At 36.6% G+C, this 23660-nt stretch carries 24 protein-coding genes and 1 tRNA gene; 5 read left to right on the top strand and 20 right to left on the bottom strand.

Annotated elements, in window-relative coordinates; all coding sequences use genetic code 11:
- The 5 genes from ACFIK6_RS07090 to folE all read right to left on the bottom strand — a co-directional run.
- Positions 1 to 143: Arm DNA-binding domain-containing protein (locus ACFIK6_RS07090; protein ID WP_375642368.1), on the bottom strand; the 143-nt coding region annotated here is incomplete at its 3' end.
- Between the two features lie 700 nt (positions 144 to 843).
- The gene (locus tag ACFIK6_RS07085; protein WP_375642369.1) at positions 844 to 1350 is read right to left on the bottom strand and encodes a hypothetical protein; all 507 of its coding nucleotides are present in this window, start codon (positions 1348 to 1350) and stop codon (positions 844 to 846) included.
- 137 nt (positions 1351 to 1487) lie between these two features.
- A complete protein-coding gene (locus ACFIK6_RS07080; RefSeq protein ID WP_375642337.1) occupies positions 1488 to 2660 on the bottom strand; it encodes an alpha/beta hydrolase in 1173 nt (390 codons plus the stop codon).
- 192 nt (positions 2661 to 2852) lie between these two features.
- Positions 2853 to 2937: transfer RNA gene (locus ACFIK6_RS07075), tRNA-Leu, on the bottom strand.
- Positions 2938 to 3073: 136 nt separating this feature from the next.
- Positions 3074 to 3685: a GTP cyclohydrolase I FolE gene (folE, locus tag ACFIK6_RS07070; protein ID WP_375642338.1), complete on the bottom strand. Its 612-nt coding sequence runs from the start codon at positions 3683 to 3685 to the stop codon at positions 3074 to 3076.
- Positions 3686 to 3810: 125 nt separating this feature from the next.
- On the opposite strand from folE, the gene ACFIK6_RS07065 reads away from it, so the two are divergent.
- The 3 genes from ACFIK6_RS07065 to thrS all read left to right on the top strand — a co-directional run bounded on the left by ACFIK6_RS07065 (position 3811) and on the right by thrS (position 6678).
- Entirely contained in the window at positions 3811 to 4239 is a 429-nt protein-coding gene (locus ACFIK6_RS07065) for an iron-sulfur cluster assembly scaffold protein (RefSeq protein WP_375642339.1), read from the top strand.
- Positions 4240 to 4590, top strand: a complete 351-nt coding sequence (gene yidD / locus ACFIK6_RS07060; protein ID WP_375642340.1) for a membrane protein insertion efficiency factor YidD — start codon at positions 4240 to 4242, stop codon at positions 4588 to 4590.
- Between the two features lie 111 nt (positions 4591 to 4701).
- Entirely contained in the window at positions 4702 to 6678 is a 1977-nt protein-coding gene (gene thrS, locus ACFIK6_RS07055) for a threonine--tRNA ligase (RefSeq protein WP_375642370.1), read from the top strand.
- Positions 6679 to 7727: 1049 nt separating this feature from the next.
- Here thrS and ACFIK6_RS07050 read toward each other — a convergent pair.
- From ACFIK6_RS07050 to ACFIK6_RS07030, 5 genes are all read right to left on the bottom strand, one after another.
- On the bottom strand, positions 7728 to 8231 hold the full coding sequence (locus ACFIK6_RS07050) for a MerR family transcriptional regulator (RefSeq protein ID WP_375642341.1): 504 nt from the start codon (positions 8229 to 8231) through the stop codon (positions 7728 to 7730).
- Between the two features lie 195 nt (positions 8232 to 8426).
- Positions 8427 to 8741, bottom strand: coding sequence for an integration host factor subunit alpha (locus tag ACFIK6_RS07045; protein ID WP_375642342.1), 315 nt, complete (start codon positions 8739 to 8741; stop codon positions 8427 to 8429).
- Positions 8742 to 8818: 77 nt separating this feature from the next.
- On the bottom strand, positions 8819 to 9793 hold the full coding sequence (locus ACFIK6_RS07040; RefSeq protein ID WP_375642343.1) for a beta-ketoacyl-ACP synthase III: 975 nt from the start codon (positions 9791 to 9793) through the stop codon (positions 8819 to 8821).
- Between the two features lie 49 nt (positions 9794 to 9842).
- Positions 9843 to 10913 (bottom strand): phosphate acyltransferase PlsX, encoded by a 1071-nt coding sequence (gene plsX, locus ACFIK6_RS07035; protein ID WP_375677500.1) that lies wholly within the window; start codon positions 10911 to 10913, stop codon positions 9843 to 9845.
- A 149-nt stretch (positions 10914 to 11062) separates the two neighbouring features.
- On the bottom strand, positions 11063 to 11620 hold the full coding sequence (locus ACFIK6_RS07030; RefSeq protein ID WP_375677499.1) for a DUF177 domain-containing protein: 558 nt from the start codon (positions 11618 to 11620) through the stop codon (positions 11063 to 11065).
- A gap of 221 nt (positions 11621 to 11841) precedes the next feature.
- On the opposite strand from ACFIK6_RS07030, the gene ACFIK6_RS07025 reads away from it, so the two are divergent.
- Positions 11842 to 12321 carry an outer membrane protein assembly factor BamE gene (locus ACFIK6_RS07025; RefSeq protein ID WP_375642371.1) on the top strand — a complete coding sequence of 160 codons (480 nt, stop codon included), beginning with the start codon at positions 11842 to 11844 and terminating at the stop codon, positions 12319 to 12321.
- Between the two features lie 77 nt (positions 12322 to 12398).
- Here the strand turns inward: ACFIK6_RS07025 and nusB are convergent, their stop codons facing one another.
- The 6 genes from nusB to glyA form a co-directional block, all read right to left on the bottom strand.
- Positions 12399 to 12869: a transcription antitermination factor NusB gene (nusB, locus tag ACFIK6_RS07020; RefSeq protein ID WP_375642346.1), complete on the bottom strand. Its 471-nt coding sequence runs from the start codon at positions 12867 to 12869 to the stop codon at positions 12399 to 12401.
- Between the two features lie 2 nt (positions 12870 to 12871).
- Positions 12872 to 13327, bottom strand: coding sequence for a 6,7-dimethyl-8-ribityllumazine synthase (locus tag ACFIK6_RS07015; RefSeq protein ID WP_375642347.1), 456 nt, complete (start codon positions 13325 to 13327; stop codon positions 12872 to 12874).
- A gap of 82 nt (positions 13328 to 13409) precedes the next feature.
- Positions 13410 to 14027 (bottom strand): riboflavin synthase, encoded by a 618-nt coding sequence (locus ACFIK6_RS07010; protein WP_375642348.1) that lies wholly within the window; start codon positions 14025 to 14027, stop codon positions 13410 to 13412.
- Complete coding sequence (gene ribD, locus ACFIK6_RS07005) at positions 14009 to 15136, bottom strand: bifunctional diaminohydroxyphosphoribosylaminopyrimidine deaminase/5-amino-6-(5-phosphoribosylamino)uracil reductase RibD (protein WP_375642349.1); 1128 nt, start codon at positions 15134 to 15136, stop codon at positions 14009 to 14011. Before ribD ends, ACFIK6_RS07010 begins: the two co-directional genes overlap by 19 nt.
- Positions 15129 to 15611, bottom strand: a complete 483-nt coding sequence (gene nrdR, locus ACFIK6_RS07000; RefSeq protein WP_375642350.1) for a transcriptional regulator NrdR — start codon at positions 15609 to 15611, stop codon at positions 15129 to 15131. Before nrdR ends, ribD begins: the two co-directional genes overlap by 8 nt.
- Before the next feature lie 11 nt (positions 15612 to 15622).
- Entirely contained in the window at positions 15623 to 16936 is a 1314-nt protein-coding gene (glyA, locus tag ACFIK6_RS06995; protein WP_375642351.1) for a serine hydroxymethyltransferase, read from the bottom strand.
- A gap of 322 nt (positions 16937 to 17258) precedes the next feature.
- On the opposite strand from glyA, the gene argC reads away from it, so the two are divergent.
- The gene (gene argC / locus ACFIK6_RS06990) at positions 17259 to 18191 is read left to right on the top strand and encodes an N-acetyl-gamma-glutamyl-phosphate reductase (RefSeq protein WP_375642352.1); all 933 of its coding nucleotides are present in this window, start codon (positions 17259 to 17261) and stop codon (positions 18189 to 18191) included.
- Between the two features lie 19 nt (positions 18192 to 18210).
- Here the strand turns inward: argC and ACFIK6_RS06985 are convergent, their stop codons facing one another.
- The 4 genes from ACFIK6_RS06985 to hfq all read right to left on the bottom strand — a co-directional run bounded on the left by ACFIK6_RS06985 (position 18211) and on the right by hfq (position 23042).
- Positions 18211 to 19287: a COX15/CtaA family protein gene (locus ACFIK6_RS06985; RefSeq protein ID WP_375677498.1), complete on the bottom strand. Its 1077-nt coding sequence runs from the start codon at positions 19285 to 19287 to the stop codon at positions 18211 to 18213.
- Positions 19288 to 19433: 146 nt separating this feature from the next.
- Positions 19434 to 21260, bottom strand: coding sequence for a hypothetical protein (locus ACFIK6_RS06980; RefSeq protein ID WP_375677497.1), 1827 nt, complete (start codon positions 21258 to 21260; stop codon positions 19434 to 19436).
- Between the two features lie 144 nt (positions 21261 to 21404).
- On the bottom strand, positions 21405 to 22748 hold the full coding sequence (gene hflX, locus ACFIK6_RS06975; protein ID WP_375642355.1) for a GTPase HflX: 1344 nt from the start codon (positions 22746 to 22748) through the stop codon (positions 21405 to 21407).
- Positions 22749 to 22802: 54 nt separating this feature from the next.
- Entirely contained in the window at positions 22803 to 23042 is a 240-nt protein-coding gene (hfq, locus tag ACFIK6_RS06970; protein WP_005773461.1) for an RNA chaperone Hfq, read from the bottom strand.
- Positions 23043 to 23660: the final 618 nt, after the last annotated feature.

The following is a 23660-nucleotide window of genomic DNA, read 5'->3' as shown; positions in this document are numbered from 1 at the left end:
CGCTTATTGTGGTGCGTATAACGAAAAAACCAAGAGCGTGTATTGTCTTTTCGAACATTTAACCATAGCCCTGCCCCGTCACAATATTTACCCTGCGGAGACGTCTTTACGAATGATGCTGATAACCGATGAATCGCCCTCACTTAACGTCCCCTCTCGTCCACCTTTTCAAGCATTGCTCGTCCACCTTTTTGGGTCCACCTTTTAGACCACCTTTAATTTCTGATTTGAGATTTTTTCTTTAATACTTACTTTTTTTATTGAATCATAAAAAGCTATAGACATCAATACGTCCTTGCGCATCTTTACACAATCTGATTCTTGCTAATAAAGCCTGATTCGCTCTCTGGGGGCACCATATGCTTTTTTTGTTCCACCTGTAGTTTATTCATTTTCCGAGCATTTTTAAATTCAGGAGAAGATGGAGCTGGGCGTGAATTAAAAAAACGTGTTATTTTTATCAAATTTCTTTTTTAATGCTTTAAATTCAGCTGATTCCTATCAAGAACAATATTAGAATTTAAGTTTCTAATGAATATACTAACAACTCCATAATATTAGCAAAATTATCCGGTGAGCCATTATTAAAAGAATCAGATAGTTTTTTTAAGTTCTTTCCACAAATATTTTCTTCAATAAAGCCACCTAATGCATCAGCCTTAACTTTAGGAAAGATATAACCAAAGTCTTTTAAAGCTTTAATGCGATAAAGAGTGTGATTATAAAATACATGTGTTTCATTTCTTAAAGCAAATTCTTTTCTTAAAAAAGATTATAGCCTTCTATCTAACAGCATTTTTTGCTGTAAAATTCAAATTATCTATCTGCTCAACTAAAGAACTTTTATTGTTTAGCTTTTGTGCTTTTTTCAAAAAGATGTGGGCTTTCAAGAATAAGTTTTTCTCGTGCTTTTTGTAACTGTTTAATGACTTCATCAATCTTTGATGGAGAACAAAAAGATTCTTGGCTATTCAACAAATGCAGCCTCTCCTTTCCCTCATATAAGCATTGCATCTGAGATTGAAGTATTCTAACTTCTTGAAAAAAAAGACGTCCTGTTTCCTTAAAACCATTATTAAGCGCAAAAAGTTGATCGGAAATGGATAGCAGAATTTGTTTAAAAAAACGCTCATTTTCTTGGCGTTTACGATATTCTAAAATAAGAGCATGGCTTATCTCATCTAACTGTTTTTTTGTAGAATCAATTTGACGCAATAAATTTGGTTTTTCCCCCATATCACCTTTTCTCACCTTCACAAGCATAGCATGAATGTCTAACAACTTAATTGCGGAATGAGATAAATAATCAACAACTGTAGGCGTATTAACATAGCGTTCCTGTGCAATCATCAAAAATCCACCTAATGACTGTTTTTTATATTCATCCCGCTATTTATTTTTCATCTTACAAAACCATTCTAAAGAAAGTGCTAAAAAATATTACCTCCAATGCATTATTCGATGGAATCCCTTCTCTCTTTTCACTATCAACGAGGAATCCTCGGAGAGAGAAAACGTACAGGTGTATAAAGGATAAGATGTGTTGTTTTCTCCAACACACTACTACTATCAGCAAGAAGGGCTTGACTAGGTGACAATTCTGTGCCTTGCATAATTGTGGAAGCCAAAGAACCTTCTCGAGAAAGAGCCATCAACGTTGGCGAAGATGCAAAGACATTGTGTGCTCCCCCATCCACATGAGAGAAATCAAGAACAGCTATTCCATTTTTACGCAACATTTCAATATCTGAGCCATCGCCCACACGATGATGTCCACCCGTAAGGCGCCCTGAAACCGCGAGAGCTTTATCTGCTCTGGATACTAAAATAGCTGTTGGCTGCGGGAGTTTTTTTATATCATTAAGTTGGCGCTCAAATACATCAACATCAATATCTGGTGCAGCCATTAATAAACTTGTAATACGACGAATAGGCTTATATTTTTTCTGTAAGGCTAAAGTTCTAAATGCTTCCATTATAACAAAATTGCCCATAGAATGTGCAATAACCGAAATTTGATCAGCATTGGTTTCACTAATAAGTGTTAAAAGCTCTATCAATCCGTCACGAGCAAAATTAGCACTGTCACGGTCATAAATATAAAGAGGAACAGATCCGGCGGAAGGCCAAGAATAATGCACAGCGACAACATTTAAAGAATAATCGTGTGTAAACTGTGCTGTACGAAATGTACCATCTGCAAAATTATTATTATACCCATGGATAAAAAGAAAAATTTCTCTTTTTCCTTTTGGCTTTTTTGCTAAAGCAGCATTTAATTGCTGTTTAAACTGTTCTTTATTATCGTATTTTTGCAATGCTACTGCTGCAAAATACTTATCATGCGTAGGTTTATACGCATTTATTTCAACAACTCCCTTTACATGTTGCTGAGGAATTCCTACATCAATGCGATTATAATGAACTTTATTTGATCGCTCTGCACCATAAGGTTGAGCGTAATTATTTTGCATCATACGACTTGTTGCAACATACACTGGAACAATAGCTTTTGGAGGAACCGGATTCCCTTCAACTTCCCTTTCTACTGCAGTCATAGAAGGAGTTGCATGCACACCATGCCAAAGTACAGCACGTGAATCACTACATGCTGACAATAAAGAAATACAAATAAGAAGTGTTAAATATTTCAGAATCATTATACTTCTCACAGCAATGTCACCCCACCTTATAAAAATATAACATTTCAAATGCATAGATAAAGTAATAAAAAATGAAACATTCTTAGAAACACACCAACAAATAACATATAACAAAGATTTTTCTATAATGCGTATACATACCCTCTCTCTAAATAAATTCATGTCATTATGGAGAGACTCACCGCTAACTGGTGCGGTCGAGAAGACTCGAACTTCCACGGGTTGCCCCACAGCGACCTCAACGCTGCGCGTCTACCAATTCCGCCACGACCGCACGTAGAAAGAAAAAACTTGGTTTTTAGCCTTTAACAAATCATAAAGAAAGGTACAAGCCAATTTTCTTTTTCTCATAATTTATTTTATCCGGATGCTTTATAACTTAATAGAGATTACGAGAAATATGGGCTTTACTATGATCTTTGAATCATCATCATAAAATGTGCTTGTGCCGCTTGATCTTTTTCATAATAACCATGAAAGTTTTTTGTAATTGTTGTAGAGCCCTGTTTTTGGATTCCTCTCATAGCCATACACATGTGCTCAGCCTCAATCAATACTGCTACACCATGAGGCTTCAGATACGTTTTTAACGCGTGAGCCACTTGCGCTGTCATAGCTTCTTGTGTTTGTAAACGACGAGAAAAAATATCTACAATACGTACAATTTTTGAAAGGCCAACAATTTTTGCATTAGGAAGATATGCTATATGTGCTTTCCCAATAATTGGAATCATATGATGCTCACAGTGTGAATAAAAAGGTATATTTTTTACGATTACGGCTTCATTGTATCCTGAAACCTCTTCAAAAACTGTGCCTAAGGTTTCTTTAACCGATTGACTATAACCATTAAACAGCTCTCGATATGCCTTGGCCATACGTTTTGGAGTATCTAAAAGCCCTTCTCTATTTGGATTTTCCCCTATCCATAAGAGTAATGTACGAATCGCTTCTTCCACCTCTTCAATACTCGGACGCTTTTCTTCAGATAAATTCGCGTCTTCTTTAACAACGTTACGCATTCAAAAACTCCAAGCTTACTCTATACAAAGCATTTGCTCCATACCTATTTCATTTTGTATAATCTCTATATAAGCGAATTAAAAGTTTAAACAATCACAACTCTCAAAATTTCAGGCAATAGCATATGATTGATAATATCTATAATGATAAAATACTTAAATATGCTGCACATATAGGCAAAATTGGGCGTCTTAATAATCCTGATGCAACATCAAGAAAACATGCACATCTTTGTGGTTCAACAATCACTGTAGATTTAAAAGTGGAAAATGGTATTATTACGGATTTTGCCCATGAAATACATGCATGTGTACTAGGGCAAGCTTCGGCTTCACTTTTAGCATCTCATATTATCGGACAAACAACACAAGATCTTAAAATATTGCGTGAAGTTATATATCAAATGCTAACACAAAATGGTCCTTCTCCTCAAGCTCCATTTGAGGATTTTTCTTGCTTACAGCCCATTAAAGACTATAAAATGCGCCATGCAGCAACACTACTCCCCTTTGATGCAACGATAGACTGCATTCAAAAAATTGAAGAAAAATAAATGTTCAAATCACAAGCTCGACAAAAAAAATTGACTCGAAACTACACAGGCACGTGGCAAAAAACACCAGGACGATTATTGGGTATTTTCTTAATACGTTTCTATCAGATAACACTTTCGAGTCTTATAGGCAATCAATGTCGCCATGCCCCGACTTGTTCAGAATATACATATGAAGCGATTGCACGCCATGGGCTTTGGGCGGGTGCGTGGATGGGACTCTTTCGTATCATACGTTGTGGTCCCTTTGGAACAGATGGCTTTGATCCAGTGCCTATTTCGCTTGGAAATTCTTGCTGTTTTTATAAACCTTGGCGTTACTGGAAAATTTCTGACAAACACAACAAATAATCCTTTCCTTTTTTCGTATGTATTGATAAAAAATCAGTCTATAAGCTTTTTACTTAATTTTCACGAAACCATCCGCAATCGTTAGCGGAATTGGATTAAATGGGTGTTTTTATGTCTTGCTCTATTTCTCTTTTTTTTCCCGATGGTTCAAAACGTAATTACCCCGCAGAAATAACAGGCTTGGAATTAGCAGAATCCATTTCTAAATCACTTGCAAAAAAAGCAGTCGCCTATAGTCTTGATGGTATCATACGAGACTTATCGGATCCATTGGAACAATCTGGTCAAGTAGAGATTATTACCCGAGAAGATTCACGCGCTCTTGAGCTCATAAGGCATGATTGCGCCCATGTCCTTGCTGAAGCAGTGCAAGAACTCTTTCCTGAAACGCAAGTAACAATAGGTCCTGTCATTGAGAATGGATTCTATTATGATTTTGCACGCCAACAACCTTTTACATTAGATGATCTCACCGTCATTGAAAAGAAAATGCGTGAAATTATCCAACGCAATAAACCTTTTAGAAAAGAAATTTGGTCTCGTGAAAAAGCAAGAAAAATTTTTTCTGAAAAAAAGGAGTTTTATAAAGTTGAACTTATTGATAGCATTCCTGAAAATCAAGATTTAAAAATTTATTATCAAGGAAAATGGTTTGATCTTTGCCGCGGACCACACATGCAATCTACAGGGCAAATTGGGAATGCTTTCAAATTAATGAAGGTCGCAGGAGCTTATTGGCGTGGCGATGCCAATAATCCAATGCTCACGAGAATTTATGGAACAGCATTTGCAAATGAAAATGACTTAAAAGCCTACCTCCATATGCTAGAAGAAGCTGAAAAACGTGATCATCGCCGCTTGGGACGTGAAATGGACTTATTTCATTTTCAAGAAGAAGGGCCAGGAATGATTTTTTGGCACAAAAAAGGTTGGAAAATGTTCCAAAATTTGATCAACTATATGCGTAGACGCCTTGATGATCATCAATATGCTGAAGTTAATGCTCCACAAGTTCTCGATAGGTCACTCTGGGAAATATCTGGCCATTGGGGCTGGTATAAAGAAAATATGTTCAAAGTAATTCCAGCAGCAGAAGATTCAGATCATGGGAATGTTTATGCCCTTAAGCCAATGAATTGCCCTGGCCATGTGCAAATTTTTAAACATGGTTTAAAATCTTATCGTGATTTGCCTATTAGACTTGCGGAATTTGGACTTGTTCATCGTTATGAGCCTTCAGGCTCTTTACATGGTCTTATGCGTGTGCGTGGTTTTACGCAAGATGATGCACATATTTTTTGTACTGATGAACAATTAGCCGATGAATGTCTCAGTATTAATGATCTTATTTTATCAACTTATGCTGATTTTGGTTTTAAAGAAATTAGTCTTAAGCTTTCAACACGTCCAGAAAAACGAGTTGGGTCTGATGCATTGTGGGATCATGCAGAAAGTATCATGGAATCTGTTCTTAAAACAATTGAAACAAAATTTGCAGGACAAATCAAAACAAGCATCCTTCCAGGTGAAGGAGCATTTTATGGTCCAAAATTTGAATACACATTAAAGGATGCTATCGGTCGTGAATGGCAATGTGGAACAACACAAATAGACTTTAATCTCCCTGAACGTTTTGGTGCATTCTATATTGATAAAGATTCAGAAAAACGTCAACCTGTTATGATCCACCGTGCTATTTTTGGATCAATGGAGCGTTTTCTTGGTATATTAATCGAAAATTTTGCTGGACATATGCCACTTTGGCTTGCTCCTGAACAAGTTGTTGTTGCAACAATTACATCCGAAGCAAATGAATATGCTCAAAAAATAATGGCAAAACTTAAAGCTATAGGGCTTTCCGCAACAATAGATCTCCGTAATGAAAAAATTAACTATAAAATACGAGAACATTCTTTACAAAAAGTCCCCGTAATTTTGGTATGTGGTAAACGTGAAGCTGAAACAAACAGCGTAAATATGCGCCGCTTAGGAAGTACAAATCAAACCCTTTTATCTGTAGAAGATGTGATTAAACAACTCTTAAATGAGGCAACACCTCCGGATTTGCAACGTGTAATAAATGCATAACATCACAGAAGATGATAATACATTAATTTTTTACTATAAATCTTCAATTTTTGCACAAAATAAAACGATTTGATGTTGTCGTACGTTTTTCTTTCATGCACAATTACCGATCACCAGAAAGAATCACGTGATCACTCTTTACAAGGTGGATTGGTGAAAAAATTGAATGTACGCTATGAGCTGTTTAAATGTAAAAATCATAGACAATTGAATATTAATGATAACATTCATCTTTTAGCTTTATAATGAAAAGATAGTGCTATTATCAAGGATAGATCATCACGATAATGATAGCAACATCAATCAAGGAGACCGAAAACAAGATTATATTTATTAATAAAAAATATGTAAAATTAGCTAAACAATGATATGACTTATTCGTAAGATAAGCCCTTATAAAAAAGACAGTACATTGATTTATAATGATAATATACCGTTATTCATATTAAATAAGGTTTCGAATATCATAAGGCTCTCTCATTTTAAATATGTTTATGTTGAATCTATCAAAATCATTCGCTTGCACGAAACAAGCGGAATGAGTGTCTGGATAAAAATGATTGAGGGCAGGCTATAAACTATAATGATGATAACAACTTGCTCCTTCATAAGTATAAAAATAGCGGTGCTCAACGGGTTTACCATTATATCATTCACGAGGCATCATGGTAAAATAAGCTTAAGAAGCCTTAAGAAACGCCTCTTTAAAACAAGCACATGAATTGGTAAACCAACAGCATTCTACATCACACAATCTACACTGATGAGATATTGCCTTAACTTTTATAAAGCTAAATCAAAGAAAAATAGCAAAACTCAGCGTGTACCCTTTCCCCTCTTCATATTTTACCAAATAAAAAACTCGTTAAATACACACATACGATATATGACTACTCGTTGGACGTATCAAACTCTGAGCACATTCATAAAACATCTAAATATCTACGCAACACATTGCCACGCCAGATGCTAGATATTGATTTGTAAACAATTTCAAAACACATGTTTTGCTAAAAAAGAACCACATATAAAATAAAAAAATATTATCGTTATCGTGCTCTATCAAGAACACGCTTACATTCAATGAGCTCAAACAGGATTTCTTGCAACAATGCTTTATCAGTTTTATCTTTGTAAAGATTCACAGAACCGACAGATGTTTCTCCTTCATTCCTCATGAAACTCAAAAGCCCAAAAGAAGATTTCTTAGGCTTATTGCTAGCATTTTCAGAAGTTTGTCCTGCATGTTTCTTCTCTATGACCACATTCATAGCATCAAGATCACCATTACCCAATGCAGTCACAAAAGCAACACCATTTTCTTTCAAAAGGCGTTGCACACCTTTTATCGTATAACCCTGATCATATAATAACTGCTTAATACCCTTGAGCAAATCAACATCGACTGGACGATAATAGCGCCTTCCTCCCCCACGTTTCATTGGTTTAATCTGCCTAAAACGTGTTTCCCAGAATCTTAAGACATGCTGCGGAAGCTCTAATAACTCCGCTACTTCGCTAATTGTGCGAAAAGCATCAGAGCTTTTATCCATTTTGCAACACCTTATTTAAAACAAAATAAATTACTTTACAATGACTCATTCTGTCCCAATTTCTCAACAAGATTAGTCAAAAATAAGACCATCATTGACGACTTACTCAACAGTCTTTTTCTAAAAAACAAAGAACTTCATTTTATACATTTTTTAACAAATACCAAACATATCATGGCATTGATTTATGAGATATCATTTTTTCTGTCTTGCACGATGCGAATCTAAAATTCTCTGTTTAAGGACATTGGCAGCCTTAAACGTCACAACACGTCGCGGCGGAATAGGTGCTTCAACACCTGTTTTTGGATTGCGTCCAACACGTTCATTTTTACTGCGAACCTGAAAAGTTGCAAAAGAAGATAATTTAACCGCTTCACCTCTTATAAGTGAGTTGCAAATCTCATCCAAAACCAATTCGACTAAAGCTGCTGATTCAGTATGTGACAAGCCCACTCTTTTACAAACTACGCTCGCTAAATCTGCACGCGTTACTGTCTTACTTGTCATTATAACCACCTATTAAAATATTAAAAATTACAAAATGACTTATACGTTTTCTTGAAATATGGTCAAGTAGCCATGATTTACCAACGAATAAGAATTGCCCCCCATGTAAATCCACCTCCCATGGCTTCTAACATGATAAGATCTCCTTCTTTTATTTTTCCATCACAAACAGCTGCTGTTAAAGCCAACGGAACTGATGCCGCAGACGTATTACCATGTTGATCAACGGTAATCACAACTTTATCTAGTGAAATTCCCAGCTTTTTAGCAGATGCTTCAATAATGCGCTTATTAGCCTGATGAGGTACAAACCAATCTAGTTGTGAAGAATCCATACCTGCAGCTGCAAAACAATCATCAACCACATCCGTTATCATACCAACAGCATATTTAAAAACTTCTCGTCCTTCCATACGCAAATAGCCTGTCGTTTGTGTTGTTGAAGGTCCACCATCAACATATAGCTTATCTATATAAGCACCATTGGAGCGCAGTTTCGTAGACAATATACCACGCTCAAAAGCAATATCCCCCTCAATTTCTTGAGCTTCCAAAATAGCGGCACCCGCACCATCACCAAACAAAACACATGTCGTACGATCTTCCCAATCTAAAATTCGAGAAAATGTATCGGATCCAATAACTAAAATTCTTTTAGCCGCTCCACACCGTAAATAAGAATCTCCCGTTGTTAAAGCAAAAATAAAACCAGAGCAAACAGCTTGAATATCAAAAGAAAATCCATGGCTCATTCCCAAAGCATGCTGAATTTCAACAGCAGAAGCAGGAAAAGTACGATTCGGGGTGGACGTTGCTAAAATAATACAATCAATGTCTTTTATTGTTAAACCAGCATTTGTAAGCGCTGCTTGCGCAGCCTCAACTCCTAAAGAAACAGTCGTTTCATTTTCACTGGCAATATAACGTTGGCGTATTCCTGTACGCTGAACAATCCATGAATCTGACGTTTCGACAAACTTTGCAATCTCATCATTTGATAAACTTCTTTTCGGCAAAGCACTCCCTACACCACGTATAATTGACCGAATCATTCAGCTCTTACCTTTTCTTCAAATTTTTCATTTCTATTATAAGAGCTTATCATAAGGACTCTCCATTCACCGCCGCTTCATCTTCTTGATCAAAAAGTGTTTCTTTATTCTCATGAAACCGTCGCAAATCAGCAGTTATTTTTTTCAAAAGCCCATTATTAACCATCTCATAACCAACGCGGATAGCAGAAGCAAAACCATTAGCATTAGCACTCCCATGGCTTTTGATCACAACACCATTCAACCCCAAAAGTACACCTCCATTCACCCTATCGGGATCCATTTTGTGTTTCAGTATACGAAAAGCACCCCGCGATAAAAAATAACCAAGAGATGTTAAAAAAGAACTGCGCAGTGCGGAGTTTAAAATCTCTCCTATCTGTCGCGCAGTTCCTTCTGCGGTTTTTAAAGCAATATTACCAGAAAATCCTTCTGTTACAACAACATCAACTGTTCCTTTTCCAATGTCGTTGCCCTCAACAAATCCTTTATATTCCAATCCGTCTAATTGCACTTCACGCAATATCATTCCTGCTTTTTTTATTTCATAAAGTCCTTTAACCTCTTCCACTCCCACATTTAAAAGTCCAACACTAGGTCTTTCAGTGTGATATAAAGCGCGAAACATACCCGCTCCCATAACCGCCAAATCAACCAACTGGCTAGCAGAGGCACCAATTGTTGCTCCAATATCTAAAACGATACTCTCACTGCGAAGTGTTGGCCAGATACCCGCAATACCAGGACGTTCTGCCTCGGCTAGCATTTTCAAACAAAAATAAGACATAGCCATGAGTGCACCCGTATTACCAGCAGAAATGCAAGCATCAGCTTCACCATTTTTTACCGCCTCAATGGCGTACCACATTGATGATTTACCACGTCCATTACGAAGTGCTTGGCTTGGCTTTTCATCCATGCGTGTATAACTTTCTGTAGGGCAAAAGCGCGATACAGAATCCAAACAGGGATATTTTTTTAAAACCGGACGAACAACCTCCTCTACTCCATAAAACAGAAAATAAATATTTGATAAATATTTTTGTACAATTGCTGCTCCTGCAATAGCTGCTTCTGGACCGTAATCACCGCCCATGACATCCACAGAAATTCTAATCACGCTTGCATATCCCACATCTTTTCATTTACATCTTTAAATACATATTATGATTTTTGGCTCCTGAACACTCACAAAGCAAATCTTGCGAAAATCACTCCGCAGAAAATACTGTTTAGCATACAATAGATATTTTTTTTATTTTTTTACAATCACTTCCAATTTTTCAAAACAGAAAATGGAGAGATTTTTTGCTCTGCTTCTTCTAAATTTTCAACCATATTCATCTTTATCCCCTCTTTACGTGGATAATGATTAATAGACAACTCAAAAAATTCTTCCATGATTGCACCAATATCAATTTTATCATCATAAAACACTTCAGGAGTATCAAGCCCCTCCACATCTAAAAACAATTCTCCCGTATCCTCTGATATTTTGGGCTTCATCAAATTTGAATCTTCAGGAACAAAAACAACCTCAATATTTTCACAAAGGATATTTTCTAATGGTTCTAATGTAACAACACATAACTGTAGTATACGCGCTTGCAACAGACCTTTTATACGCACTCCGCGTTTTTTCCACGGGAAAATATGGAATTTTCCCTCACAAGATTTTACTTCAATTAAATTATGGTTCTGGGCTAAATGTGTACATTCTTTTTTGTTTGCACAAAGATGAACCCTTATACCTTTAGCAGGTAGAGAACGTACGGATATTGGATAAGCCAAAGCAAATGTCATTTGAGGAACATTTTGAACATTCATTGACAACTCCCAAACATAAAAACGCATAAAGCACTGTGTTTTTATTTATCTCAAGTATTTATGCATTTTTTTCTTTTCTAAAGAAATTCTATATGGCATAATTTGCTTTATAACAAGGAAACTCAGTGTAAGCTACGGTAGATTAAGTTAAAATTAGAAAAAACTTGAGGTTGCCTTCTTGTCCTACATCTCAGTATAAAAAGGAGATATCATTGTTTCAAATGCCTCACATAATAACTTTAATCAAACGTAAATTATTGATTGGTCTATCAATAGCAAGCATAGGAATGCTTGCGGGGTGTAGTCTTCTTGATTCTTCAGGTTCGAGCCAAATTTATAGAGAGGGCTATGTTCTTGATAAAAATGCTCTAAGCTCTATCTCTGTTGGCTCAAGTCAAGAGCAAGTTCTTTTAACTTTAGGGACCCCTTCCCTAAAAACAAAATATGATAATGAAGTTTTTTATTACATCTCACAGACACGCTATCGTGGGATGCAGTTTATGAAAACAAAGATTATTGATCGCAAAGTTTTAGCCATTTACTTCAATAAAAATGATCAGGTTGCGAAAGTTGCAAATTACGGATTGCAAGACGGTCAAGTGTTTGATTTTATTACACAAACAACGCCAACTGTAACAAAAGAACATCCTTTCTTAATTCAAATTATAAAAGGCCCTGCCAATTTGCCACCCCATAACTAAATCATATAGTCCGCATACTATTCCAATATTATTAGGTTTGATATTATCAGACCTAATAATGGGAGAGTTTGTAGCTCTTAGAGGCGGACTTTTTTTGCCATACTGTCGAGAACTGCATTAACAAGTTTTGGCTCATCACCTTCAAAAAATGCTTTTGCTATGTCAACATATTCATTCATGACAACCGCAACGGGAACATCTTTGCGGTTGATCAACTCCCATAAACCTGCTCGTAAAATTGCTCGCAATATAGAATCAAGACGTGAAAGAGACCACTCTGCAGAGAGCTGTTGATGAAGCAGAGGATCAAGCTGCTTTTGATCTTTTACAACACCCGTTATAATAGACAAAAACCATTGAAAATCAGCTTCAAGATACTGGTCTCCATCGATGTCTTTTCCCAAACGATAAGCTTCATACTCAGCTGCTGTTTCCATCACCCCCGAACCCACGATATCCATTTGATAGAGGGCTTGAACTGCAGCGAGTCTTGCTGCTCCACGTTTATTGGCTGAACGCGGAAAATGTCTGCTTTTTATATCAGCCATATTTAACGATTATCTCCAAATCTCTTTTTTAGAGCGATCATACATAAAGCAGCTTCAGCCGCAAAACCACCTTTATTTTTGTCATCTAGTTTTGCACGCGCCCATGCTTGTTCTTCGTTTTCAACAGTCAAAATACCATTTCCAATAGCCAAGTGCTGATGAACAGTTAAATCCATCAATGCACGACAAGAATCATTAGCAACAATTTCAAAGTGATATGTTTCACCCCGAATAACACAACCAAGAGCAACATAACCATCATAAGATATTTTATTTTGTTCAGCAAAAGCTATTGCACTTGGTATTTCTAATGCTCCAGGAACCGTTACAACATCATAACTTGCTTCAGCTTTTTGCAAAGTATTCACTGCACCTCTCAAAAGCGCATCAGAAATCCCCTCATAAAAGCGTGCTTCAACAATCAATACGTGAAGTTTTTTACGTATCTCTTTCATCATAATGGAATTCCACAAAAAACGAATCAAAAAAAATCAAGGCTATAAAGCATAAAATTCTGAAAACGATCAATAGAGTTTTGACTTATTCATCTTCTCTTTTTAAAGCAAAAATTTTTGCAGCATAACGAGCAAGTTGATCAATTTCCAAATTGACCTGATCTCCAATTTTAGCTTGTTTCCACGTTGTCATTTCGAGTGTATGGCGAATAATAAGAACATCAAAAACACAATCCTTAACACCATTAACAGTCAAAGACGTCCCATTAAGTGCAATAGATCCCTTATTGACAATGAAAGGCATAAATTGTCTTGCAACTTTTAAATAAAAACGAATTGCATCCCCTTCATTTTTTTGATCAATGATTTCAGCCAAACCATCAATATGACCAGAAACCAAATGTCCTCCCATTTCATCACCTAATCGAAGCGAACGTTCCAAATTAACAAAAGTTCCTTTTGTCCATTGTGCAAGATTAGTTAAACGTAATGCTTCTTCCCACGCCTCGACAACAAACCAATTAGAATCTTCTTGTTTTAGTCCTCGCTCTACAATTGTCAGACAAATTCCTGAACAAGCAATTGATGCGCCAATTGCCAAGCTTTCTATAGCATAGCGTGTAGAAATCTTTAATCGTATCCCCTGCGTTAAAGGTTGAACATCTTCAATACAACCAATATCCGTTATAATTCCTGTGAACATAATGTCTTACGTCTCCATTTATAAAAACGGTCATTTCCAAACATTCTTGATTCAACCTTATGAAATTGCGAAAGATAATTTCCAAAATGAGGGGCTTCAATACGATTTTTTCCTAAAACCATAGGGGTATAAAAACATATCAAATGATCAACACAACCAGCATTCAAAAACTTTTCCCCTGTCTTTACGCCCCCTTCCAATAAAACACTATTAATCCCATGTTTATAAAGCATCTGTAAAAGAGTAAAGGGTTCTACACAACCATTGTTCATCTCTACCGAATAAACAGACACACCATATTGCTCCAATGCATTTTTTTTGCCTTTCTTTGAAAGATCCACATCACAAATAACCCATGTAGGAATTTTCATGGCTGTTTGGACAACTTTTGCATCAAGGGGGATAGATAAATCTGCATCCAAAATAATACGAATTGGTGAGCGCATCTCCATCCCTGGCAAGCGGCAATTGAGCTGTGGATCATCTGCTAATATAGTACCAATACCAACGAGGATAGCATTATTTTGAGCACGTAGAATATGCGTATGGGCATGAGAAAGTGTTCCACTAATTTTTACGCTACCCTTCTCTCTTTTTCCAATACCATTATCGGCAGAAATTGCCATTTTAAAAGTGACCGCACAGCGTTGTATCTTCCTTATGCACCAATGCGTCCATAAGGATTCAAAAGCCTCTTCAGCTAAAATGCCCTCAACCACTTCAATACCCGCCGCTCGCAAAAGAGCAATACCATGACCATCAACACGCTTGTCACAATCAGTCAACGCAACAACAACTCGAGAAATCCCTGAATTAATAAGTGCATTCACACACGGCGAAGTTTTTCCATAATGCGCACAAGGCTCTAAAGTAACATAAGCAGTCGCTCCTTGAGCCAAAGAACCAGCCATGTGTAAAGCTTGCACTTCCGCATGAGGACTCCCATGAATAGCTGTTACGCCATAGCCAACAATAAATGCCCCCGCACCATTATCGTTTTGCACAATTAACGTACCAACGGAAGGATTCTCACCTGTAAGACCGACATGACGCTCTGCTAAACGAATAGCTGCAGCCATAAACCGTTCATCTTGCACTTTTTTATTCATCAAAACGAGATTCTGTATCCGCAATACCCTTTGATAATTCATCTATAACATCGTGAAAATCGCTTGCATTACGAAAATCTCGATACACAGAAGCGAAACGAATATAAGAAATATCATCAATTCTTTTCAATGCTTCCATCACAAGATGTCCAATTTTTTCTGAAGAAATCTCTGGTTCTCCCAAACTTTCAAGCTGGCGCACAATACCAGAAATTGCTCGTTCAATATGATCAGGATCAATATTGCGCTTACGTACAGCCACATCAACTGATCGCATTAACTTATCACGATCGAATGGTTCACATCGTCCACTTTTTTTAGTAACCAAGAGCTCACGCAACTGAACACGTTCAAAAGTCGTAAAACGTCCACCACAAACGGAACACACACGACGGCGGCGAATCACTGCCCCCTCTTCGGCTGGACGTGAGTCTTTAACCTGTGTATCCTCGTATTGGCAGTAAGGACAGCGCATCTTTTATGTCCTTAACGAGTGCTAAGATAAGAGTAAAGAGGAAATTGACTCGTTAAATCTTTTACCTTTTTCTTAACAGCCATTTCAACGGCATAATTATCTTCATCACTTTTTGCGCTCCGAAGACCATCAAGAACTTCTGAAATCAGATGACCAACTTGAATAAACTCTTTTTCTAAAAAACCACGCGTTGTGATAGCAGGTGATCCCAAACGAATTCCCGATGTTATAGATGGCGTTTCAGAATCAAAAGGAACACCATTTTTATTGCAGGTAATATGAGCGCGTCCCAAAGCCAATGCAGCACGTTTACCCGTTAGATTTTTGGAACGTAAATCAACCAACAACAAATGATTATCTGTACCGCCAGAAACAATATTAAAACCATTACCCTGTAATGTTTCTGCTAAAGTTTTCGCATTAGCGACAACATTGGCACTGTAACTCTTGAAAGAGGGACGCAAAGCCTCCTCAAACGCAACAGCTTTCGCGGCAATCACATGCATTAAAGGACCACCTTGAAGACCAGGAAAAATTGCAGAATTAATTTTTTTGGATAAAGCCTCATCATTTGTCAATATTAAACCACCACGAGGACCTCGAAGCGACTTATGTGTGGTTGTAGTTACAATATGCGCATGTGGAACAGGTGAAGGATGCACGCCACCGGCAACAAGACCAGCAATATGAGACATGTCAACGAGTAGATGAGCACCAATCTCATCTGCAATTTCACGGAATCGTTTCCAATCCCATAGCCGTGGATAAGATGAGCCACCCGCTATAATAAGTTTGGGCTTACGCTCTTTTGCAAGCTGCTCAACATCATCCATATCAATGATCTGATCTTCTTTACGCACACCATAGGAAACAACATCAAACCATTTTCCTGACATATTAACAGATGCCCCGTGCGTAAGGTGACCACCAGCATTTAAATCTAATCCCATAAATGTATCACCAGGCTGAAGTAAAGCTAAAAAGACAGCTTGATTCATTTGGCTACCAGAATTAGGCTGTACATTTGCAAAAGCAGCACCGAAAAGCTGTTTTGCCCTTTCAATGGCTAAATCTTCAACGACATCAACAAATTGACATCCACCATAGTAGCGGTTTCTTGGATAACCTTCTGCATATTTATTAGTTAAAACAGACCCCTGCGCTTCAAGAACCGCTCTTGAAACAATATTCTCTGAAGCAATCAATTCAATTTCATGTTGTTGGCGCTCAAACTCCCCTCTAATTGCATCAAAGATTGCACCATCAACAGTTTGTAAATTATCATTAAAAAAGCGCTTTTGTGCGTCATTTTCTTGCTGAGTCATAAAACATGTTCCTAACATAAAAAAATAAAGTCACTGAACGATAACACAGCAAACCATGCAAACCAAACATTTTAAACTACTTACACTAAAAAATAATGACGCAAATATTTATCTTATTCTTTGTTATAAAAACAGCGAAAAACTTCCCTCTCAAGAATGGTGAAAAATGAATTTACATTTCTTCTTTTACACGCTTATTTGTTTACACCTTTTACAAAAGGTATCTATAATCTAAAGAAATTCAATAATTTAATGATTAAAAATAATTGATAATGTGAAAAGCTGAATATAATAGGTAAAGTTAATACGAAGGCAAATAAGAATGCTAACCAAAGTTTTTATTGATGGTGAACATGGCACAACCGGACTACAAATACAAAAACGCTTAGAGAGGCGTACAGATTTAAAACTACTCTCTCTTGCTCATAAAGATCGCCATAATGTTCATCTACGACAAGACTATCTTAATCAAGCCGATATTGCTATTTTGTGTCTTCCAGATGATGCTGCACGTAAAACAGTTCATTGGCTTAAAAAAAATAAGAACATTAGGATTATTGATAGCTCGACAGCCCACCGTGTTGCACCAGACTGGGTTTACGGTTTTCCTGAAATGACAGCAGGACAAAGAAAGCGCATCCAAGCAGCACGTTATGTAACCAATCCCGGATGCTACCCCACCGGTGCCATTAGTTTGATTCGCCCACTCCGTGAAGCAGGACTGCTAGACGCCTATTATCCCATCTCGATTAATGCAATCTCCGGCTATACCGGTGGTGGAAAACAGTTGATTTTACAAATGGAAAATCAATCTCAACAAAATATTCAGGACAATTATTTTATCTATGGTCTTAATCTTGAACACAAACATGTGCCAGAAATCAAAATCTATGGACAAATCAAACAAACCCCACTTTTTACACCAAGTGTTGGTCGTTTTCCTCAGGGAATGATTGTGAATCTTCCACTGCATCGCCATTTATTCACAAAATCAGCAAACTGTTCTGATTTGCGCGAAATTCTCGCAAACCATTACGATGGACAAAATACCATTTTAGTTGCATCACAAGAAGAAACTGCTTCACTTCAAAGACTTAATCCAGAGTGTTTAGCCAATAACGATGATATGAAACTGTTCGTATTTGGAAATGATCGTGAAGGTATTTTTAATCTCAGCGCCATATTCGATAATTTAGGAAAAGGCGCATCAGCTGCGGCTATCCAGAACCTCGATTTAATGCTTTCAAGCGACTAAACCTCCTAAACACAAACTTTTATTCAACAACCCGATATGCTCCTTTTGTTGCTCGCCAATGCGCAACCGCAAAACATAACACTGCTAGTGCCATACTTTGATGAATGAGCCCTAAACTTATCGGAACCTCATGTAACAGTGTTAAGATACCCAAAAGTGCTTGGATAATAATCATAACACAGATAAGAAATGCACGACGAGAATGGGTTGAATGTGGAACATTTTTTTGTACATAGAAAGCATGAACAACTGAGACAATAAATAAAAAATAAGCAAAAAACCGATGAATAAATTGAACCATTAAGGAATTTTCGAATAAATTGAGCCAAACAGGACGATGCAGCAACAATCCATCCGGAATAATCTGCCCATCCATAAGAGGCCATGTATTATAGACTTTTCCAGCATGAAGCCCTGCAACCAAAGCTCCAAAATAAATCTCCATCAAGACGAGAATAACAAGCCAAGCCGCAAAATATTGCACCTTTTGATTTGCAGGCTTTTCTGAGTATTCTGCAAGTCCTCGAGATAAATAAGTAACAAAAATAATAACAAAACATGCCGTTATAAGATGAAATGCCAAACGATATTGGCTCACACTTGTTAAATTGCTTTGCCCAATCCCTGAAGCAACCATCCACCAACCAATAAAGCCTTGAAAGGCGATAAGAATGGGTACGACAATAAGCGGGAGTAAGATATTTTTTTCAACACGCTTAGTCGCCCAAAACCAAATGAGCCCCAATAAAGCGACAAGACCAACAAGACGCCCAAGAACACGATGCGCCCATTCCCACCAAAAAATGATCTTAAAAGCACTTAAGGTCATATCAGGATTAAGCAGCTTATATTGTGCTATCTGTTGATATTTTAAAAATTCCTCTTGCCATTGATCCACACCAATTGGTGGAATAATACCGTGTATTGGCTTCCATTCCGTTATAGATAACCCTGATCCCGTCAAACGAGTAGCGCCCCCCACTAAGACAATTGCTAAACAAAGCAATAAAATAGAGTAAAGCCACACCTGTATTTGTTTTCTATTTTTCTTTTGCATAGGCGTTAAAATGCTATTGTCTAATCTCTTTACTGCCATCTCTGATTGCCCCACGCTTCTCTCCAACTACAATGCATTTTAAAATTTAAACATTAACTCTTTGTGTATACTAGTATGTACTATAACTTTAGCAAAAAACAAGCGTACCACTATAACATGCGATACATATTTCTGTTTTACAAACTTTATGATGCAACAACGCGATAAACAGTTTTTGGAAAGCTGTCTACCATCCGCATCATCCATTCTTGTTCATTAAGAACAGTATTACAAATATAATAGTCTGTTAGCTCTGCAAATTGTTCAAATCCATATTTTGGTTCGCTTGCCATCTCTAGGATGATAAAATCATATTCTTTTTTAAATTCTTGTAATATATGAGAAATGTCATTTGAGAAATCCTGTGCAGAAATAGCACTTGTTAACCCCTGAGGAAGAATATCAACCCCCGTATCATAATCACGGTAAATAACATCATGCAACTTGGCATTGCCCGTTAAAATATCACTCAGTCCGCGATGTGGGCCAATGACTTTCTCTATTTGTTGACCAGAAATATCGACCAACAAAATTGTTTTGTTCTCTTTTGTGAGATGAAGTGAAAGCTTTGCCGCTGTCCGTGCAGCCTCTGGTCCAATCATTGAAATAATGGTTGAAGCACGCCATTTCAAAACATCAGATAATCCCTCTATCGTAATAAAAGCTTCAAATTTTTTCATTTCTTGAGAGACTAAAATACTCTCGTTCTTCTTAAGAGCATTTTCTTTTGATCTCAAATCCTCTTCAGAGAGTTGGTCTTTTTTGCTTTTAAAGCACGGATAAAATAACAGTATTCCTAGCAAAAGAGTAAGGAAGCTGGCCAATGTACTCACAAGAATATTTTTTCCATAAAGAGCCATAAAAGAAATTGGTGCTAACGTTGTTGGCGTAACCACGTGGATATTTGTATTTTGCAAGAGAAGAGGATCATCACTCAAGCTCCGATATGAACCAATAGTTTTTTCTCTTCGTTGAGCAGATTTGCTCATCGCTTTATTTTGTGCATAAACTGCTGCTTTTATTTTATTTTCAAACTCGTTAAATATTTCATTCAAAGATTGGGATTGATCTTTTACAAAAAAGTTCATTCTTTTTTTGAGCTGTTCTTCTAATTCCGTTGCAATAACTTCATCTGAATGAACTTGATAAACGATTTGTAAAATTTTATTTTTTAATTGTTGAGAAACTGTCTCTAATTCCGCACTCATTGCTTTAATTTGAGGATGTGCCCACCCCAATTGCGCTGCCATATGTGCTCTTTGCGTTTCCAAAAGATCACGTTTAGATTCCAGAGCAACAATTGCTGAATTACCTGCAATAAATGATAAAGACAGTAAAGACTGTCCCTTTTCACGCATCATATTAATCATTGAATTCAAACTTGTTAAATGAATGCGCTTTAAGGTTGCTTGCGTTAATTGCATAGAAAGATCATGAAGCTCTGTTTGTTTTACACCATGCTGAATAAAAGAATCAACAGATGTACGAAATCCCTGCACGATATTAACGATTGCAGTATTATCATATTGTGTGTCTTCTAATTTATCATTTAATAAGAATTGTTTCTGTTTTATGATTGCTTGTGAAAATGCGGAAAACCAAGTTTCCAACCCACGTTGAGCTGCTTCAAGTGTCTCAGCTTCAAAAGTAAGATCGATAAAATCACCATGACGCGATAAACGGATATTTTCATGATCTTTTTTCTTATAAGAAGCACTTAAAGAAAAATGCGAATCATTAAAGAACATAGGCTGTGAAAACAAAAAAGCGATAATATTGTCTTGCTTTTGAATTGGTAACGGTTTTCCTACAGAATCAGATAATGAAAATATTAAAGTTGCTTGATAACCACGAGGCTGGACAAAATAATACAACCAAATCAAAGACGTACATAGCATTTGCAATAGCAAAACAATCAAAATGCTTCGCCATACGGTACGTATGAATAGCCTTTTATGACACTTAAGACTCATCTTTATTTTAACCAGCAAAATACTTCTTCATATTGTTTTATTAAGAGAAAGTAGTAACTATCCTCTTAACTTGCTGTCATATTATTTTCAGATAAGAAAAACATAAAATTTGAGCACAAATGTTCAGCAATAGCTTTAAAAAACTTAATTCATATTTTTTTTGATGTTCTCTAATTGTTTTTTTGCTTCAGAAGTAATAACGGCTCTAATGGTAATAGACCCATCATCATGTCCTTCTTGCACTATTTCCGCAGAGTTTTCATAGAACCAATCGATAAGCGACATTTCATGCGGTTTTAAAAGATATTCAATGCTTTGCACCTCTCCAAAAATTCGCTTTTCAATGGCTCTTAATAATTGATCGAGTCCCTCGCCCTTAAGTGCTGATACCATCAGAGCAGGATTTAATCGTGTTTTTGCGCTTGTTTGTAAAACATTCAATGCCTGCTCATCCAACATATCAATCTTATTCCAAACTTCTATAATATGCTGCATATCATCAATATCGATATCAAGGCTTGAAAGCACTTCTAAAACATCTTGGGCATGTGCACGATGATCTAAATCTGACATATCTCTTACATGAAGAATGAGATCCGCTTCAACCACTTCTTCAAGGGTTGCTCTAAAAGCTGCAATCAAATTTGTTGGCAAGTTAGAAATAAACCCTACAGTATCAGACAAAAGAATAGTTTTTCCATGGGGAAGAACAACTTTACGCAAAGTCGGATCAAGCGTTGCAAATAACATATTCTTTGCTAAAACATCTGCACCGCTTAAACGGTTAAAGAGAGTTGATTTTCCTGTATTCGTATATCCTACCAGTGCCACAACAGGATAAGATGTTTTTTTCCTTTTTGCTCTATGAAGTGCACGTGTTTTAATAACCGTTTCCAATTCGCGGCGAATACGAATAATTTTCTCTTGTAAAAGACGCCTGTCTGCTTCAATTTGTGTTTCACCAGGTCCACCTAGGAAACCACGCCCCCCTCGTTGTCTTTCCAAGTGTGTCCAACTACGCACAAGTCGCCCTTTTTGATAGGACAAATGCGCTAACTCTACTTGCAAAACGCCTTCTTTTGTTCGTGCACGTTCCCCAAAAATTTCAAGAATCAAAGCCGTTCTATCAATAACTTTGCAATTCCATAATTTTTCTAAATTACGCTGCTGTACTGGCGTTAAAAAATGATCTACAATCACAAGCTCAATAGAATATTCGTCTATATAACAGGTTAACGCAGCTATTTTACCTTTTCCAAAGAGAGTCGCAGAGCGAGGCGTTGCAATATTAATCGTTTCATAATTAACAACTTCTAACCTTATAGCACGCGCTAATCCCAATGCCTCTTTAACACGAGAAGATATAGAACCCTCTCTCAAAGAGCTTTCACTTCTATTTTCTTGAAAAATCGGTATTAAAACAAGTGCGCGCACCTTTCCTGTATTCTGCGAAAATACCCCTCCTAATCTCTCATTTTCATTTATCATAGCAATCTAAGTACTTTTAAAATGGGATAAGAGGTCTATCTTAAAATGATATGTTTACTCAGGACTTTCACCCTCAAACATCTGTACAGGCTGCCCAGGCATAATCGTAGAAATAGCATGCTTATAAACCAATTGCGCATGTCCATCTCGGCGCAAAAGAACACAAAAGTTATCAAATGAAGTTACAATACCTGTGAGCTTAACGCCATTGACAAGAAAAATTGTAAGGGAAATTTTTTGCTTACGCACCGTATTTAAAAACACATCTTGCAGGTGTTGTGATCGCTCTGCCATTATTCTTACACCTTCATCTCAATTGCATAAAATATTCGTGCATGCATATCGACTGAAAAATATCCAATTGTCAACGTAGAAGCTTCAAAATTTAGCAACAAACAACTGAAATTAGAGAAAAAACGGCTCTTTAAGGCAATAATAAAGCGCAACTTACAAAAAGCTATATTAAATTAAAAATTTTTCCACGTTTACTTTTTTATGAGCTTACAATTCAAAGACATACTTTTATACATCCTAAGCTATTACAGACTATATGTGATGATGAATCTGCTTCGTTTAGAATCAATAAAAGTAAGCTGACAACAATATTTATTAACGATCGTCGGTATTAAAGAGAGGCATTCACACCTTACTATATATAACCGCACTTAAATTGTCCTTATTTCAAAAACTACCGGCTTATAAAGTTTTTTATAAACACAAGTTGTAAACAGTATTTTTGTTTTTGTTAGATTCAAATAATAAATTGTTTTTATTATATTTTATAATATTTTTAACCAGGGTATAAGAAACCGCGTTAACTTTATCTTGATAAGTTTTTAAAATTTTTTCCTAAGCATATTCCTTTCTAAATAATTAACAGCTAGTATGTAGAAGTTATGTGGAAGAGGACGT

This window comes from Bartonella sp. AS69XJJH, assembly GCF_042195585.1.
Taxonomy (GTDB): Bacteria; Pseudomonadota; Alphaproteobacteria; order Rhizobiales; family Rhizobiaceae; genus Bartonella.
This window is presented reverse-complemented; position numbering and strand designations above follow the sequence as displayed.

Coding starts and splice junctions, on each gene's coding strand:
- glyA (WP_375642351.1), bottom strand. CDS start 16,936: ATGACTCAGCAAGAAAATGACGCACAAAAGCGCTTTTTTAATGATAAT.
- ACFIK6_RS06985 (WP_375677498.1), bottom strand. CDS start 19,287: ATGGCAGTAAAGAGATTAGACAATAGCATTTTAACGCCTATGCAAAAG.
- yidD (WP_375642340.1), top strand. CDS start 4,240: ATGTTCAAATCACAAGCTCGACAAAAAAAATTGACTCGAAACTACACA.
- ACFIK6_RS07065 (WP_375642339.1), top strand. CDS start 3,811: ATGATTGATAATATCTATAATGATAAAATACTTAAATATGCTGCACAT.
- nusB (WP_375642346.1), bottom strand. CDS start 12,869: ATGGCTGATATAAAAAGCAGACATTTTCCGCGTTCAGCCAATAAACGT.
- folE (WP_375642338.1), bottom strand. CDS start 3,685: ATGCGTAACGTTGTTAAAGAAGACGCGAATTTATCTGAAGAAAAGCGT.
- argC (WP_375642352.1), top strand. CDS start 17,259: ATGCTAACCAAAGTTTTTATTGATGGTGAACATGGCACAACCGGACTA.
- ACFIK6_RS07010 (WP_375642348.1), bottom strand. CDS start 14,027: ATGTTCACAGGAATTATAACGGATATTGGTTGTATTGAAGATGTTCAA.
- ACFIK6_RS07040 (WP_375642343.1), bottom strand. CDS start 9,793: ATGATTCGGTCAATTATACGTGGTGTAGGGAGTGCTTTGCCGAAAAGA.
- ACFIK6_RS07080 (WP_375642337.1), bottom strand. CDS start 2,660: ATGATTCTGAAATATTTAACACTTCTTATTTGTATTTCTTTATTGTCA.
- nrdR (WP_375642350.1), bottom strand. CDS start 15,611: ATGCGCTGTCCTTACTGCCAATACGAGGATACACAGGTTAAAGACTCA.
- hfq (WP_005773461.1), bottom strand. CDS start 23,042: ATGGCAGAGCGATCACAACACCTGCAAGATGTGTTTTTAAATACGGTG.
- ACFIK6_RS06980 (WP_375677497.1), bottom strand. CDS start 21,260: ATGAGTCTTAAGTGTCATAAAAGGCTATTCATACGTACCGTATGGCGA.
- ACFIK6_RS07045 (WP_375642342.1), bottom strand. CDS start 8,741: ATGACAAGTAAGACAGTAACGCGTGCAGATTTAGCGAGCGTAGTTTGT.
- ACFIK6_RS07015 (WP_375642347.1), bottom strand. CDS start 13,327: ATGATGAAAGAGATACGTAAAAAACTTCACGTATTGATTGTTGAAGCA.
- hflX (WP_375642355.1), bottom strand. CDS start 22,748: ATGATAAATGAAAATGAGAGATTAGGAGGGGTATTTTCGCAGAATACA.
- ACFIK6_RS07025 (WP_375642371.1), top strand. CDS start 11,842: ATGCCTCACATAATAACTTTAATCAAACGTAAATTATTGATTGGTCTA.
- ACFIK6_RS07050 (WP_375642341.1), bottom strand. CDS start 8,231: ATGGATAAAAGCTCTGATGCTTTTCGCACAATTAGCGAAGTAGCGGAG.
- ribD (WP_375642349.1), bottom strand. CDS start 15,136: ATGAATAAAAAAGTGCAAGATGAACGGTTTATGGCTGCAGCTATTCGT.
- ACFIK6_RS07085 (WP_375642369.1), bottom strand. CDS start 1,350: ATGATTGCACAGGAACGCTATGTTAATACGCCTACAGTTGTTGATTAT.
- ACFIK6_RS07030 (WP_375677499.1), bottom strand. CDS start 11,620: ATGAATGTTCAAAATGTTCCTCAAATGACATTTGCTTTGGCTTATCCA.
- thrS (WP_375642370.1), top strand. CDS start 4,702: ATGTCTTGCTCTATTTCTCTTTTTTTTCCCGATGGTTCAAAACGTAAT.